Below are 16,567 nucleotides of genomic sequence, written 5' to 3'. Positions count from 1 at the left end.
GCGGAATTTTATTTGAATATAAACAGTTTTAAGAGCCTGTTTTAAAAATTATTAAAATAGTTGACTGTACTGATTTTACTGGTTTGATTAATTAAATCTTCAACAGGATGATACAGACAAATCTAATGCTAACTGCTCAATTTAACGTCACTATGAGTTTGCCGAAGATTTTTTGAAACATAATTATTGATTTGATAAAAATTTAAACAAGCTTAAAACTGTAATATTATTTCTTCAGAATTTTATGTTTTACATTATTTGATGAAGAGTCTGAAAGCTCTACGATGTAATAACCTTTCTCAAGAGTTGAAACATTAATCTTGTTGTATTCTACATCGCCTTTCAGTACCAGACGTCCTTCAGCGCTGTAAATATTGAATTTTTTATATTTCACAGCAGATTTAATGAAAAGAATTTCGTCTACTGGATTTGGGTAGATGCCGGTTTTTTCTGTTTCGTTTTCTCTGATGCTCAGATTTCCGTTGGTAATCGCCAGCTGATAATCTTCAATTTCCCCGAATGAAACCCTGCAGGACGTAGCGCCGGCAAAACCTGATGTGGAGGTGCTTAATGCTATTCTCATCCGGTAAGATCCTGTGGCGGTGGCTGGTGGAATCAGAAAAGATTCTGTCATTCCGTTGAAACCGCTTTTTTCGATTACTTTTTCTGTTATTTCGTCAAAAATACTGTCTTTATTCCAGTCTACATATACTTTTACGTAGGCTGTATAGGCACTTCCTGTACTGCTCGCTTTGGCTTTTGCTTCTACAGTTGCCGTACTTCCGGCAGCAAGATTCGCAATATGTGTGGCGTAGTAATTTCCCACGGAGCCTGCAGAACAGTTGGTGTTGAGATTCTGCACCAGAACAGTGCTGTTTTGGGTTACTTTTACATTTTCGATATTCCAGTTTGCGTCTGTTGCATTGTTTGGCGCACAGGAGGTAACATTGTTATTTCCGCAAAGTGCCGGGAACTGAATGAGTGCAGATTCTGCAGAAAAATTGGTCTTTGTATTAGAAGCTTTTATTCTGAAATTATATTTCGTTCCTGCTGTAAGTTTTGAAAAGTTGTTTGCCGTCACTGCATTTTTCATCACCCCTTTTACAGGAATGTAAACCGTGCTCCCTTCTGCTTTTGCTTCAATAAGATATCCTGTTTCTACGGTAGAATTATCTGTCCAGTTTAAGGCAAACTGATTGGTATAGTCTGATGTGGAAGAAGTAATATTTGTGGGAACGGGCTGCGGTGTTTCTGGGGCATTCAGCGTAAAACTGCTTGAATTGTTTACGATGGGAAGGCCTACATTCTGCATTCTGCTGTACTGTCCGGCAGTAAATGAGTAGGGCGGACAGAAATTGTAGTCCATAAGATTATTCATGAACGGAGCAAACATATCGCTGTTTGCGTCTACAGCTGTGCCGTTATAAGCACAGTTGCTTGTGGTGGCATTGGTAAGCCCCCGGGGGTCTGAAGGTGTGTCGCAGATAAAATCGCCTTTGGTGTCACAATTTGCCGAAAGTCTGGGGAGGGGTTCGCTGAAGTTTCGGGTTACAAGCTCGCGGTTGCTTACCGTAGCATTGGTAGAATTATTAAAAGTATGCGACAGCCCAAAATAATGTCCAAACTCATGCGGAGTGGTTTTATCGTCATCCAGCTGTCCGTTTACCACCCACGTTATGTTGAAACTCTGGCTGGAAGGCGCCACGTAAGACCATCCACCTACTCCGGAACCACCTCTTTTCACACTGTTTGCAAGAAAAAGATTCATAGAATTATTTGAGCTGTTCTGCTGGCTGAACATCAAAGTTTCAGAATCGGGCTGATCTCCGCTGTGGTAAAGTGAGTTGGGGTAGTACAGAAAGTCTGTTCCTTTAAAATAAAACTGAACGTTGAAGGCTGCAAATTTCCTGTTAAGTTCAGACAGTGCATTGTTGAGATTATTGGCAGACGCGTATCCGGTACCGGCGTCTGTTCCTATCAAATGAGCCTGTACAGCAACATAGGTAATCAGTTGAGTATTTTTTAAGTTTGCATTTTTTGCTAAAATCCTGTCAGCCAGTTCACGCTGTGAAAGAAATTGCTCATAGCTCAGATCGGGAGTTCCACATTCTAGATTCTGGGCATAAGAAATACCGGAAATACCGAGAAGGGAAGTAAGTGTAAGTATTGATTTTTTCATATTGTTGATACCATAGTTTGATAAGTTAAAAGTATCACAAAAAATTAATTTCTCAAAAAAAAATCAAAAAAAATCAAAAAAAATGTATTGATTAGCCTTATTATATGCGATAATATCTTCAAAAGTGGAGCTTTCAGTTGAAAATACAGTTTCTAATTTCTTTATTATTAAAGCATATCTTGCCAGGTAAAAATCTTTTTTCATTCTGATATTTGTTTTTTGGTCTGCAATCTTATTACTAAAATTTACTACCACAAATATATTGGCTTAATGCGACAAAAGGTGTCGTGTTTTATTTTTGTGGATAAATTTATTGACTTTTTTATACATAATCCTTTTGAAAAAAAAGATTTTCTAAATGTTTTTTTATTCATATTCAATAAAGAACATTAAGCTACCTCAAAACAGCAAAACATATGAAGTATGATCCACTATGACTATGTAATTTCGATTCATCTTTACGTTTTTTATAAAGCTAAAACTTTTGAGATAGTTTTTAAACGAAAAGCCACACGAATAGATTCGTGCTGCAATAAGGGATTTTGTTATAAGTTATAAAGGATATTTTTCCTTTATATAATTAATCAGCTTTTCGCTGTTATCAAAAGGCTTTTCATTACCTTTCTGATTTTCTATATCTAAGAAAATAAAGATATTTTTATCTTGTTTTATCCATATTTCAGCTCCGATATTTTTCAGAATATCGTTGGAAACGATTCCCCCTCTCAAGTATTCAACATTATCTATTTTTATCAAATAAACACTGTAACCAATGCTTAATAGTTTTAATTTAACACTTTCTAAATTTTCCATAATCTCTATATCATTCACTAATATTTCTTAACATTTTCTAATGCTTCTTTTTTAGTTATCATATTATAATTATTTCAAGTTTAAAATTTTATTAATGTTTATTTGTTGACGCTTTTTCGGTATTCCATCTAAACTAATTGGTAAAACCTCTTTTATGTGATTTCCAAGATTATCTGTTTTTATTTACTTAGTCGAATATGTGAGTAGTTTCGTATAATTGTTTATAAAATAGTTCAAAATTTTCATAGCACTTATTCTATTTTTCTATCTAAATATTGACTTGGAGAATTTCTTATCATTTCTGCTAGTTGATCTATATAGCTTTCTCCATGAGACAAATATCCATTTACTTCTTCAATATTTAATTCTATTTTTAATTCAAACATTGCTGCACCTCCGCAAACAACTTCTAATAGATATTTTTGATTTTCCTTATATAAAATATATTCCCAGTTTTTTTTCATTAATACTTGCATATTTTTTTTACTTTAAATTTAAACTAATTTCCTTATAATACCCCGCTGCAAATTCTGGCGACTTTGCGCAGAATGGTATTTATTCTTTTAACAGTTTTAATTGAACTAAAATAATTAATTCTGATACAAAAAAAAGTCCCACCAGAGGCAGGACTTAAAATTAAGCGAAGTAATTTTTTTTTTTTTTTTTTCACTACAAATGTATGAGGTTTGATGGAAATTCCATTCAGTATAAATACGTAATCTGCGTGAGATAATTTTACTTCAGGAGTGGCATAATCTTGTTTTCAAGCATTTTTTTTGAGTTTTGCCAGTCTTTGTTATAGTCTTTCCAGTTGGTGACGTAAAGAATTTTCCCGGTTTTATCTACCAGAATAAATTTTCCGTAATCATCAATGGTTTCATTATGCTTTGGAGTAATTTCTGTAGCGAGCTTTCTGTTTCGTTTACCCGTTTTGGTTCCGTAAATTTCATCTTTCAAAACGCCAAATTTTACATTTTCAGATTTTGATTTTATAAAATTAACAGCATTACCAAGTCTTTTATCATGCTCAGATTCTACAAGCACAACAAACAGATTTACTTTTCCGGTTTTTTCAAGTTCCACAGCGTCGGGAAAATGCAGCCTGCACGGAGCGCACCAGGAAGCTAAGGTGTAGAAAACAGTGTACGGCTTATCTGAGTTTTCAGCTATACAGATCATTTCGTTCTGATCCACTTTCAATGCTTCAGAAGCAGCTGATTTCTGAAGATTACAGGGTTCAGGATTTTGACCTGAGAGGCCGGCAGACAGAAGTACAAAAAACAGATAACAGATTATTTTCATTTTCATTTTTTAAAATTATAGGTAGTCTTTGATAACGAAATCAGGTACTTAAAATCTGCGTCAAGATAGTGCTTTTTCGCTGAACATTCTTCTGAAATTCTACCCTAAAAAAAGAACTGCCGACAGAAAATCGGCAGCTCTCGCTTTGGTGTGAAAAAAATAAACCTAAGGTTTCCAGAAAGACCATACTTTCCCGTTATAAACAGCGAGCTGTTTGGTTACGGTATCGTAGGCCATCATTCCGGGTTCAGGGTTGATAATGTTAAGATGCGGGCTGGTAACTTTCGGTAGAATCATCGCCTGATTGGCATTCTCCAAAACCAGAATTCCCGGAGGAGTTCCTGAATTTGAAGATCCGATATTTACTTTCGCATTCGGAAGTTCGTTTACATTGGGTGCATCCTGTAAAGCTGTCGACACCACGCCGGTGGTATCAAACGCGGGGTTGGTACCTACAGGAGCAGTTTCATTTTTGGATAAAGCAAAATAAGAATTGGTGCCGTTTTTCAGTTTTACAATTTTATCACTCACATCATAAAAGAAAGTGCCTTCTACAGAGTTTACAACAGCTGATGCTGAGTTGACGTAAGGAAGGATAATACCTTTACCCAACTGTGGACCTGCATACTCGCCAAACTCTAATGATATAGAGGGATTGGGAGTATTGGGAGCAGCCGGCGAAGGCAACGCTGTAATGCTGGATTTCCCAATGGCAATCTGTGCAAAAGCCAATTGTGCCGCACAAATCATAAGTATATTAAATGATTTTTTCATTTTTTTGAATTTCAATTAATGTTAAACTTAAATTATTTAAAAGTCCGGACAAGCCTGAGTGTTATAGCACTGCCATCCATTTGCTGTTCCTGTGTAAATTTTAAGGCAGTGTACACCTTCGTCATACATCATCATACCTTCCACGTAGTTTGCAGCAGGAATTGCAGTGAGTGGTGGAGTGTTAGGTGTTGCAGGATTGTTGTCTGCATCTACAAATGTTGTTCTGTTGATTACAAAACCTTTGGTTTTAGATTCAAGTACTGTCCAGGCTCCCTGTCTTACTGTTGGCCATTCTGTGCTTCCTGATCCTGCTCTGTTCAATGAAGTAATACCGTGCTTCGCAGGTTGGTTTTTCACCGTTGTGGTTATTCCTTCTTTGTAGCAGTAAGACGGAAGATTAAGTGAGGTCAGATACAATGTAGCCATAGAACAAACAGAAGAGCTGTTGCATGCTGTGTACGTTAACAATGTTGTTCCCACGTACGATGCAAGCGGGGCAAAAGTATAATTTCCGTTTGCTCCAAAAGTGATTGTTCCTACGCCTGAAATTAAGGTAGCTGTACCTATTGTAAGCGTTGTACCATTTACCACAGGGCTGCCTGCAGTTAAGGTTCCTGTAGGTGTAGAAGTATCATTGGCAAGTACGTTTCCTGTTGTAGAAACGCCTTTCGGTGTTACTCTGGCGTCATCGCTGGCAAAAACAACCGGTGGAGCGGTAGTTGCTTTCACTTCAACACTTAAAACTGCTGTATCTGTTAATGCACCGTCACTAATGGTGTAGGTGATCGGATTAACGTTTCCTGCAAAGCCTGCTACCGGCACAAATGTATATGTTCCTGCGGCATTTAATGTAAATGATCCAACATTGGCAACTGCTGTTCCTGATGTGTTTACACCCGAAACAGTGATTGCTGTACCTGGTGTGATCGTAACGTTTGCTCCTACAGAGTTTACGGTAGTTGCAGCTGTTACGGTAAGTGTAGCTGTTAAATCCGGATCACTGTCGTTTCCTAAAACTGTTGAGTTTAAAGTAACCCCTGTTTTTGTAACTCCCGTATCGTTCAGTGCTACCGGCGCATCATTCACTGTAGGATTTGAAACCGGCACCACCTGAATTTCAAGCTGTGCAGAATCGCTGCCCCCAACTGCATTTACAGCTGTGTAATTTACAGGCACTGTACCCGTAAATCCTGTAGCAGGTGTGAAACGGTATTCACCTGTAGAGTACAGACGTATAGTTCCGGCGAGAGTACCTGTTGAGGTGTAGACTGATGTTAGAGTACCTGTTCCCGGAGCTGTTGTAATGACCGGTAAGCTTGCTAAAGTTCCTGCTGTAGAAGTATAAAACTGTGCTGATGATAAAGTTGCAGCAGCTTCTCCGCTCACATCATTGGTTAAAAGGAAGCCTGTAACCGGTGTATTTAATGGTGTTTGGTTGATGTCATTTTTAGCATCTATGTAACAAGGGCTTTGGTTTGCAATCGCTGCTGTTCCTATTCCCTGTCCGTTACCGGCAAGTGGTGGAATACCAAGATTGGTTGCAGTTTGACCCACCGGGCCTGGAAGGTTTTGATTTGCAGCAGAAGATCCTGTGCCTACCGTTACAGTTCCCGCGGCATTTGTCAGCTGAGAGTTGGTAATCGTTGAACTGCCTTCAACAGCATCAAGGCAGCCGTCATTATCGGAGTCTAAATCTAAGTAGTCTGGAGTTCCGTCGGAGTCAGTGTCTGTAAGTACGCACGTACTACCAAATCCAACTATTCTATACAAAATCGCTCCTCTTAACAGTTGATTGGCGGTGTTGAATGTGAAGGTCGCCGTTTGAGTGCCGGTAGCATTTGTAAGGCTGGCTATTGCATAAGACAGGCCATCATTTTCAGAGCTGTTTTCGGTTACATTCGCAGTTCCTGAATATGTGCCGGCGGTATTACTGAGAGTGGAGTTGTAAATTGTAGACCATCCCGGAGAAAGAGTCATACCATTTTCATTTGATATAGTGCTGAAAGCTAATAGAATGTTATCCTGTGGTACCGAACCAGTTAAACCGGAGGCTGTATTGCCCTGTACAGAGATTTGAGTTGGATAATTTGTAGCTGTACTGTTGCTTCCCTGTGAAGTCACAAATTCCAGTGCACGCACATTGTCATATATTAAAACGGTTGCAGTAAATTCGTCTCCCGCATTGTTACCAAGAGCAAAAGTGCTTAAATCAATATTTTGCAATCCAGCCGCAATGTTATTGTCGGTAATTGTGTACACATATTGTGTGTTACTGAGTCTTGCCAGTGTTGCAGGATCTCCGGTAACTGCATCATACGTTAAATTGTAACTTCTTTTATCCATTGCAATACCTCCGTACGTTACAGTAGGCATTAAGCTGGTTTGAACTGTGGAACTCGTATAAAGGGAGACGGCTTCTCTGTTATCGCCAAACGGTAGTGGTGTATGATCTCTTTCTACACTTAGTAGAAGAATTAAAGTTCTTTTGCCTGTTCCTGTAGCAGGTGCTTCAAACGTAACTGTAGGACGTCCTCCTGCTCCAGCGCCCTTAGCACTGAATGTAACAGACTTCAGCAGACTTGGTTTTGATGAACATTGCCCCTCCAATATATCTGTGATACCATCATTGTCATCATCAAAATCTAAAGAATTACCCACGCCGTCTCTGTCTGAATCTTCATCTACAAATGCGGTAGTAGTACAGGTAGTTGTACTTCCGTTTAAGTCTATAGTTAGATTTCTAATGCCACTTGCACCAGCACCATTGTAGGTTACTGGAACATCTATAAATGTAGACGTTGATGTTATAACTGCCTGGAAAGCAGGGTTTGTAATATTTGCTCCTGTAATGTTAATTGTATAGGTTCCAGGTGCATATACATCATTAATTGGGATTCGTAGAGTTCTTGCAGAACTTACGCCTACGGTATATGGATTATCATTGGTAAAAGCTATACCAGAGCAGTCAAACTTAAAGGGAAGAAAATAATCTACTGATGCGAGATCTTTGTTTCCTGCAGCAGTAATTCCTGAAAATGATTTCTCAAGAACAGAAGCACCCGTAGTCATGTTAATGCTGTATAAATCAGAGTCAGCATTTATTACATACATTTTCCCGTTCAGATATGCTGAGCCAAGTGCGGTTATACCACTTCCCGCAGCAAATGCTCCTGAGATTGTTGCAACTTTTGTAGCCACACCCGTGCCTAAAGATATGCGGTACAGCCATCGTGCTGTATCATTACTGTTTCTTGCAACGCAATATATATTGTTTTGATAATCAAACATTGCGTCGTTGGTTACTATTGTAGCATCACCCCAATCGGTATCTCCTGTAGCTGCTGAGCTTGTTACCACATTTGCCGCACTCGTCGGATAGGCTCTGGAAATATTTCTGGTTCCTGAATTGAATCCAAATACCTGACCGAAATATGTTCCAGGTACATTATTGGTTCCAAATCCACCCATACCTCCTGTAGGTAAATTTATATTGCTGTCATTTCCATCTACATAAACAGCATTACCACCACCAATGCTGCTGTGTACAAAAACTAAGCTGTTTGGACTGGCTGGATTGAATCCAATCGCAAGATTACTAACATTATTATTAGCACTGCCATTGCCATTAAAGTAAGCCGGAGACGTTAAAAAAGCTGGTGTTGTTCCGGTGGGAGTATCTGTAATATCGTACACTCTGCCAGAACCAGCGGCCGAAAGATACAATCTTCCTCTGTGCTGGGCAGAAACATTAGTGCACAAGAAGTATAGTAGGAAAAGTACAAGACTTTTCTTAGTAAAATTAAAATTCATTTTAGTTAAGTTTTTACGTTAAAATTTTTTTATTTAAAAAAATAAAATATAGGTTAACATAAAAACGGGGGAGGCCTTACGGATAAGACTTTTGTGAAACCAAATTTCTTGCTCTGGCTGTTGTAATCGAGGATTTTCTTCTCATGCAGACCATTGAGGAGCTTGATTAAGAGTGTAAATTGTTTTTCTGAGATTCCTTTCTGGAAATCATGACCTCCTGTTGGCGTAATGAAGTTTTGTTTCAAAGATCCTCTCAGATAGGCAAGCTTTCCAGACGAGGGTTGATTTTTTATAAGGTCTTGAAAACCATGTGTTACAGGAGGAAGTGCCTTTTCTGTTTTCGTTTTGATTGATTTTTTTACTTCAGCAACCTTTTGTTTTTGAGCTGTCTTTAAGTCGGTGGCAAAATTTTCCTTTTTTGGTTTGTTTTCGATGATGATTACAGAACCTTCTTTTTCAATACTGAGGAAATTTTTGTGATCATTGTTGATCTTTATCTTCTTAGATTCTATCTGTGCATTGAAAATTTCGTCCGAAGAATGAAGTTTTGCATTTCCCTGAAGAAAAATTTCTACTTGTTGCACCTCATTAGTTTCAATGTCTACCTGTGCATTGAGTTGGGTGGATAAAAAAGAAAAAACAAAAATGAGCATAGTCCCAAATGGGGAATGCTTCTGATACGAAACCATAGGAAAGCGCAGGGAATTAACCAAGGTTGATTAGTTTTTAATTTTTTATTAGTGTAATGCAAAAATACTTATATTTTTCAATAAAAACCATTAATAAACTTATTTTTATTAAACTAAATATTGAATAATATTAATATTTTAAATTGTTTGTAATTTTATGATTATATTTTGTATAAAATTACAAATACCAGAAATTATGATCATATTCAGGATGTTTTTTCAGCTGAGTAGCCAAAAATCTTCTGAAAAATCTGTTTTCCGTAACTGTATATTATGTAGTAGAACAGTGTAACAGAAAAATATTTTACGTCAAATTCTATTTTATGCCAATTTCCATTAAGGAATTGCTGTGATAAATCCCAAATGTAGAAAGGGTAATCTAATATTGCCACATAGTTATATCTGATTTCAAAGTAAGCAAATGATATCACGAATAATAAATTGAAAACTCCATATAAAAAGAGGTAGTAATCAATGTAGTCTTTCGTCTTGAAAAACGCAGTTGGATTCTTCAAAAATTCATTTACTTTTTTGCCTGATTTTTCAAGTAAGTTAGCTACTCCTGTCAAATCGCTCAGAAGCCAGTAGCCGTCTGATCTTATAAAAGGGAGTATCTGCATAAAGCACATAAAAACCATCACTTTGCTGAAAGCTGTAAAAAAACTGTTGCCAGTGTATCTGCCAAGCAGGTAAAATGCCAGTACAAACCAAAGCTGCATGTATATACCTGCAAGATTTGCAATTATTTTCTGCTGTTTAGTTGCGTGCCACACTGCGCTGATGTTGGAATAGAAAACAGGATAAAGAATATAAATACCAAAACCGATACCTCCATTCTTGCCGGTAAATTTTCTGCAGGCAGCTACATGACCGAACTCGTGAAAGATAATGGTTACAAAATAGAGCGCAAAGGTGTAAATGATTGAAACTGAAAAATTTCCGCTGGTGTTTGTATTGTTATCAAAAAAAATATTGTAAATTGAAAATAAAATCAGTGAAGTAAATGCAATCCAGAAAAATGTAGGATTAAATAAAAAAGCGATGAGCTGTGCAATTTTACCGGCTGCCTTTTCAGGGATAAGAATTTTTTCGAAGAGAAGAAAACTCTTTTTTTTGTTTTTTAAATCGAATCTTTTTAAAAGTTCAGTGCTGTAGAAAGTGAAATCTTCTTCAGAATAGAACTCGCGAGTAAATTTGTTGTAGAGGTTTGATGCCTGTGCGTAATTTTCAGCTTCGGAAAGTGCTTGCATCACTGTTTTTACCTCTTCGTCTATATCGAAAAAGCGGTTGTCGATTTCCATCACATAATTTCCATTTTTCTTTTTCGTGAAAATGGGCTGGGCACCGAGTAGATTCATCATCAAATCAGTTTAAAATGTTCTGGTGAGATGCTATTGTGTGATTTTTTGTACCAGTTTTATGCTTTCTTGTACTTCCTCAATAATTTGGGTGAGCCAGATTTTCAGTTCAGGAAAATCAAATTTTTCAGAATTAATTAAGGCATTGTTGTACTGCTCCAAAGCATAAAGGCTGTATTTCTCACATAATCCTGATGCATAAAAAATGCGTTCTTCAAAACGGTTCAGATTTTCATCATTTACTAAATTTTCGTCAGTAATGATTTTTTTTACATTGCTGTGAAGCAGATTCCACTGTCCGGAAGCCTGGTCTTTTGCAAAGTCATCAATATCATCCATCATCTGCATTCCGTTAAAAATGCAGGTGAAAATTTTTTTAATATCATCATAGCCGGCTTTAGCTTCGAAAAGCCAGTCCATACCTTTTATAGGAACCAGTGCAAGATTATGTTTGTTGTAAGACATTTCCTCAAAATCAGAAATTTCCAGAACAGGTCTTCTGATATTGTTGAATTTTTCTTTAATAATGTAGCTATAGTACAGCTTTTCTTCTGCGGCGAGATATTCCCAAAACAGATGATCTGAGGGGAAGATCTGCAGTAAAGAAAAGATTGCATTTTTGTAATGTTGGTTACACTGAGCTAATATGTTTGTATTATTTTCAAACTGAGAAACCCATGCAATATCATTATCTATAATCCCATCCTGAAGGAAAACAAAATCTTTAAACTCATTCACTCCATTCTGAAATGCAGAGAATTTTTTTTTGTCATCAATTTTATAGCCCGTTGATATAATGAGGAGGAGATTTTGAAAAAGGTAAAAACCTATGCTGTTTTCTTTCTTCATCGGAACAGAGAATTGGTTAGAAATAGAAAAAACGGGCCCGAAAGTCCGCTTTTTCTTAGCTTATGAAAGTTTTTTACCAGCCACCTCCAGTATTTCCGCCACCGTTTCCTGGGTTTGCAGGAGGGGTAGTAGGAGGAGTTGGTCCACATGGTGGTTGAGGGTTGCAATTCTTAACTGTGTAGAAAGTAAACTCCTTTCTTTCCTCTAGCTGCTCAATTTTAAGATCAGCTAATTTTTCTTTTAAATTTTTCATTGGTATGATGTTTTTAAGTTTTAAAATACAATTGGTGTATTTTTTTAACTTGCTGCAAATATAAATACTTTATATAATACAAAACTAAATAATATTCATTTATTTATTAATATTTGTTAATTTACTTTTAAAAAAAATATTTCTATGATTTATATTATGTATTGAATCTTTTCAAATGATGTAATAATTTAACTAACAAGTACCACAGCGCATTTTCACATTCGCTACAGCCAGATTGTATTGTGCTAAATTGTTTAATAGGATTGAAGATATTTAACTCACTGATTTTTAATGTTTCTTTGTGTAATACAAAATAAAATTGTAGTTTTGCATTCTCTTTTGGCGCGAAAATTTGTATAAAAACTTCTAAAATACTCAATATCAGCTCTTTCATGATTTTTGAAAGAGATTTTGCTATGTGTATTTTAAAAATTTCAGACACTTCAGCCTCAAAAGATCTTAAAAGTATTTTGCATTACGCTGTGAAAAGATATACCAGCGTTGCAGTTAGAAATAATTTGGAATCAATATGTTAATATTAAGGTTCTCCGTGCGCCAAAAACACTTTTACCTTTTTACTTTTATCTTGTTTCTTTTTGTTTCTGATATTTTTTTTAATCAAAATATTTTTTAACCTTTCTTAAAAGTTTTATGAGTAAAACAACAGCTACAACTCAGGAAAAGAGAATTAATTTCTCCACAGCGAAGGGAAAAGTAGTAACGCCAGATTTTTTGGATATCCAAATTGAGTCGTTTACAGAATTTTTTCAGCTGGATACTCTACCTGAAGACAGAACAGACGAAGGTTTGTATAAGACTTTCCAGGAGAATTTTCCTATCACAGACTCCAGAAATCAATTCGTTTTAGAATTTATTGATTATCTGGTAGATTCACCACGTTATTCTATCAATGAATGTGTGGAAAGAGGACTGACGTATTCAGTGCCTTTAAAAGCAAGACTTAAATTATACTGTACAGATCCGGAACATGAAGATTTCCAGACTGTAGTACAGGATGTTTATTTAGGTCCCGTTCCTTACATGACTCCGAGCGGGTCTTTCATCATCAATGGTGCTGAAAGGGTTATCGTTACGCAGCTTCACCGTTCACCAGGTGTATTCTTCGGACAGACTTACCACGCAAACGGAACAAAATTATACTATTCAAGAATTATCCCTTTCAAAGGATCCTGGATGGAATTTACAACAGATATCAACAGCGTGATGTACGCGTATATCGACCGTAAGAAAAAATTACCTTTAACAACTCTTTTAAGAGCCATCGGTTATGAATCTGATAAAGATATTCTTCAGATTTTTGACCTTGCAGAAGAAGTGAAAGTTTCTAAAGCTGCCCTTAAGAAAGTGGAAGGCAGAACTTTAGCTGCGAGAGTATTGAACACATGGTTCGAAGATTTTGTAGACGAAGATACCGGTGAAGTGGTTTCTATCGAAAGAAACGAAATTATCTTAGACAGAGAAACAATCCTTGAAAAAGAACATATTGATCTTATTCTTGATGCCGGTGTAAAATCTATTTTGATTCACAAAGAAAACAGCAACGAATTTTCTATCATTCAGAATACTTTACAGAAAGATCCTACCAATTCTGAGAAAGAAGCAGTAGAATACATATACCGTCAGCTTAGAAATGCAGATCCACCAGATGAGGAAACAGCAAGAGGAATTATCGAAAAATTATTCTTCTCTGAACAAAGATATTCATTGGGTGAAGTTGGACGTTACAGATTAAATAAAAAATTAAATCTAAACATCCCTACCACTACAGAAGTTCTTACTAAAGAAGACATCATCGCTATCGTAAGACACTTAATTGAGCTGGTAAACTCAAAAACAGATGTGGATGATATCGATCACTTGTCAAACAGAAGAATTAAAACTGTAGGCGAGCAGTTGGCAGGACAGTTCGGTGTAGGTCTTTCCAGAATTGCAAGAACAATTAAAGAAAGAATGAACGTTAGAGATAACGAAATATTTACTCCGCTTGACCTTGTTAATGCTAAAACTTTAACATCAGTAATCAACTCATTCTTTGGTACCAACCAGCTTTCTCAGTTTATGGACCAAACCAACCCACTATCAGAAATCACGCACAAGCGTAGACTTTCTGCCCTGGGACCTGGTGGTTTATCAAGAGAAAGAGCAGGTTTCGAGGTGCGTGACGTTCACCATACTCACTATGGTAGAATCTGTCCTATCGAAACTCCTGAAGGACCAAACATTGGTTTGATCTCTTCACTAGGTATCTATGCTAAAATTAACAGACTTGGTTTCATCGAAACTCCGTACAGAAAAGTAGAAGCTGGTAAGGTTGCACTAAACGATGCGCCGGTTTACTTAAATGCGGAAGACGAAGAAGATAAAGTAATTGCTCAGGCAAACGTTGAGTTGGATGATAACGGAGCGTTCCTTACAGACAGAATTATTGCACGTCTTGACGGTGATTATCCTGTAGTTGAGCCTTCAGAAGTTAATTTGATCGACGTTGCACCAAACCAGATTTCCGGTATTTCAGCTTCATTAATTCCATTCCTGGAACATGATGATGCAAACCGTGCATTGATGGGATCAAACATGATGCGTCAGGCAGTTCCATTGTTGAAGCCACAGGCTCCAATCGTTGGTACAGGCCTTGAGCAGCAGGTTGCAAGAGATTCAAGAATTTTGATCAATGCTGAAGGTACTGGTACTGTAGAGTATGTAGATGCTGACAGAATCGTAATTAAATATGACAGAAGCGAAGACGAAGATTTGGTACAATTCGAATCTGCTACTAAAACATATAACCTTACTAAATTTAGAAAAACCAACCAAAGTACTACCATTACATTGAGACCAAACGTAAGAGTAGGTGATGTGGTACAGAAAGGTCAGGTTCTTTGCGACGGTTATGCAACTGAAGACGGAGAACTGGCTTTAGGTAGAAACTTAGTGGTAGCCTTCATGCCTTGGAAAGGGTACAACTTCGAGGATGCAATTGTAATCAACGAAAAAGTTGTGCGTGAAGACTGGTTTACTTCAATCCACGTGGATGAGTATTCTCTTGAAGTTCGTGATACCAAATTGGGTATGGAAGAACTGACAGCAGATATTCCAAACGTATCTGAAGAAGCTACAAAAGATCTTGATGAGAACGGTATGATCAGAATTGGTGCTGAAGTGAAGCCTGGTGATATCATGATTGGTAAGATTACTCCAAAAGGAGAATCAGACCCTACTCCGGAAGAAAAACTTCTTAGAGCAATCTTTGGTGACAAAGCAGGTGATGTGAAAGATGCTTCATTAAAAGCAGATTCATCATTGAGAGGTGTTGTGATCAACAAAAAACTGTTCTCAAGAAACATCAAAGATAAAAAGAAGAGAACTGAAGAAAAACTGAAGCTTGAAGAGATTGAAAACACTTACAAAGCGAAGTTTGACGAGTTGAGAAATACTTTAATTGAAAAATTAAATACTCTTGTTGGCGGTAAAACTTCTCAGGGAGTAACCAACGATTTAGACGAAGAAATCATCGGTAAAGGAACTAAATTTACCCTGAAACTTCTTCAGTCTGTAGAAGATTATGTAAATGTGAGCGGTTCAGACTGGACAGTTGATAACGATAAGAATGAATTGATCAAACAATTAATTCACAACTACAAAATCAAATTCAACGATATCCAAGGGGTTAAAAACCGTGAGAAATTCGCAATTTCTATCGGTGATGAGCTTCCGGCAGGTATTATGAAACTGGCTAAAGTATATATCGCTAAAAAACGTAAACTGAACGTTGGAGATAAAATGGCAGGTCGTCACGGTAACAAAGGTATCGTTTCGAGAATCGTCCGTCAGGAAGATATGCCGTTCCTTGAAGACGGAACACCGGTTGATATCGTATTGAATCCACTTGGAGTACCTTCCCGTATGAACATCGGACAGATTTATGAGACAGTTCTTGGATGGGCTGGTCAGAAACTGGGAATGAAGTTCGCTACGCCAATCTTCGACGGTGCTACTCTTGATCAGATCACTGAGTACACAGAGAAAGCAGGAGTGCCTAAATTCGGTCACACTTACCTTTATGATGGTGGTACCGGAGAGAGATTTACTCAGGCGGCAACGGTGGGTATCATCTACATGTTGAAATTAGGACATATGGTAGACGACAAAATGCACGCACGTTCTATCGGACCTTATTCATTGATTACTCAGCAGCCTTTAGGAGGTAAAGCTCAGTTCGGTGGACAGCGTTTCGGAGAGATGGAGGTTTGGGCACTTGAAGCATTCGGTGCATCAAATATCCTGAGAGAAATTCTTACTGTGAAGTCGGATGACGTGATTGGTAGAGCGAAAACTTATGAAGCGATTGCGAAAGGAGAAGCAATGCCTGAACCAGGTATTCCTGAATCTTTCAACGTATTACTTCACGAGTTACAAGGTCTTGGATTAGACGTAAGATTGGAAGAGTAATAAGACAAGAGACGCATAGACATGAGATAAGAGACAATTGTAAAAGCAAAGTCTCAAATCTCAAATCTCT

Annotated in this window: 11 protein-coding genes; 1 reads left to right on the top strand and 10 read right to left on the bottom strand. The window is 37.3% G+C overall.

From position 1 onward, the window contains the following. Positions 1-226 precede the first annotated feature (226 nt). The 10 genes from ASG31_RS15385 to ASG31_RS15335 all read right to left on the bottom strand — a co-directional run bounded on the left by ASG31_RS15385 (position 227) and on the right by ASG31_RS15335 (position 12,027). Positions 227-2,179: a GEVED domain-containing protein gene (locus tag ASG31_RS15385; RefSeq protein ID WP_056034689.1), complete on the bottom strand. Its 1,953-nt coding sequence runs from the start codon at positions 2,177-2,179 to the stop codon at positions 227-229. 552 nt (positions 2,180-2,731) lie between these two features. Then, a complete protein-coding gene (locus ASG31_RS15375; protein WP_056034682.1) occupies positions 2,732-2,992 on the bottom strand; it encodes a hypothetical protein in 261 nt (86 codons plus the stop codon). A gap of 251 nt (positions 2,993-3,243) precedes the next feature. Beyond that, positions 3,244-3,456, bottom strand: a complete 213-nt coding sequence (locus tag ASG31_RS15370) for a hypothetical protein (protein WP_131725569.1) — start codon at positions 3,454-3,456, stop codon at positions 3,244-3,246. A gap of 271 nt (positions 3,457-3,727) precedes the next feature. Next, positions 3,728-4,294 carry a TlpA family protein disulfide reductase gene (locus tag ASG31_RS15365; RefSeq protein WP_131725568.1) on the bottom strand — a complete coding sequence of 189 codons (567 nt, stop codon included), beginning with the start codon at positions 4,292-4,294 and terminating at the stop codon, positions 3,728-3,730. A 165-nt stretch (positions 4,295-4,459) separates the two neighbouring features. After that, the gene (locus ASG31_RS15360) at positions 4,460-5,068 is read right to left on the bottom strand and encodes a hypothetical protein (RefSeq protein WP_082504608.1); all 609 of its coding nucleotides are present in this window, start codon (positions 5,066-5,068) and stop codon (positions 4,460-4,462) included. 36 nt (positions 5,069-5,104) lie between these two features. Then, a complete protein-coding gene (locus tag ASG31_RS15355; RefSeq protein ID WP_131725567.1) occupies positions 5,105-8,878 on the bottom strand; it encodes a beta strand repeat-containing protein in 3,774 nt (1,257 codons plus the stop codon). Positions 8,879-8,931: 53 nt separating this feature from the next. After that, positions 8,932-9,531: a hypothetical protein gene (locus ASG31_RS15350; protein ID WP_056034667.1), complete on the bottom strand. Its 600-nt coding sequence runs from the start codon at positions 9,529-9,531 to the stop codon at positions 8,932-8,934. Between the two features lie 242 nt (positions 9,532-9,773). Beyond that, the gene (locus tag ASG31_RS15345; RefSeq protein ID WP_131725566.1) at positions 9,774-10,928 is read right to left on the bottom strand and encodes a hypothetical protein; all 1,155 of its coding nucleotides are present in this window, start codon (positions 10,926-10,928) and stop codon (positions 9,774-9,776) included. A gap of 30 nt (positions 10,929-10,958) precedes the next feature. Next, positions 10,959-11,774, bottom strand: a complete 816-nt coding sequence (locus ASG31_RS15340; RefSeq protein ID WP_056034663.1) for a hypothetical protein — start codon at positions 11,772-11,774, stop codon at positions 10,959-10,961. A 73-nt stretch (positions 11,775-11,847) separates the two neighbouring features. Next, on the bottom strand, positions 11,848-12,027 hold the full coding sequence (locus ASG31_RS15335) for a hypothetical protein (protein WP_056034661.1): 180 nt from the start codon (positions 12,025-12,027) through the stop codon (positions 11,848-11,850). 651 nt (positions 12,028-12,678) lie between these two features. Between ASG31_RS15335 and rpoB the strand changes: the two genes are divergently transcribed. After that, positions 12,679-16,497: a DNA-directed RNA polymerase subunit beta gene (rpoB, locus tag ASG31_RS15325; protein ID WP_056034655.1), complete on the top strand. Its 3,819-nt coding sequence runs from the start codon at positions 12,679-12,681 to the stop codon at positions 16,495-16,497. The last annotated feature ends 70 nt before the right edge of the window (positions 16,498-16,567 follow it).

Origin of the sequence: Chryseobacterium sp. Leaf404, from assembly GCF_001424145.1 — a bacterium.
In the GTDB taxonomy this organism is placed as follows: Bacteria; Bacteroidota; Bacteroidia; order Flavobacteriales; family Weeksellaceae; genus Chryseobacterium.
Note: the sequence above shows the minus strand (reverse complement) of the source record. Positions and strands in the feature narration are given on the sequence as shown.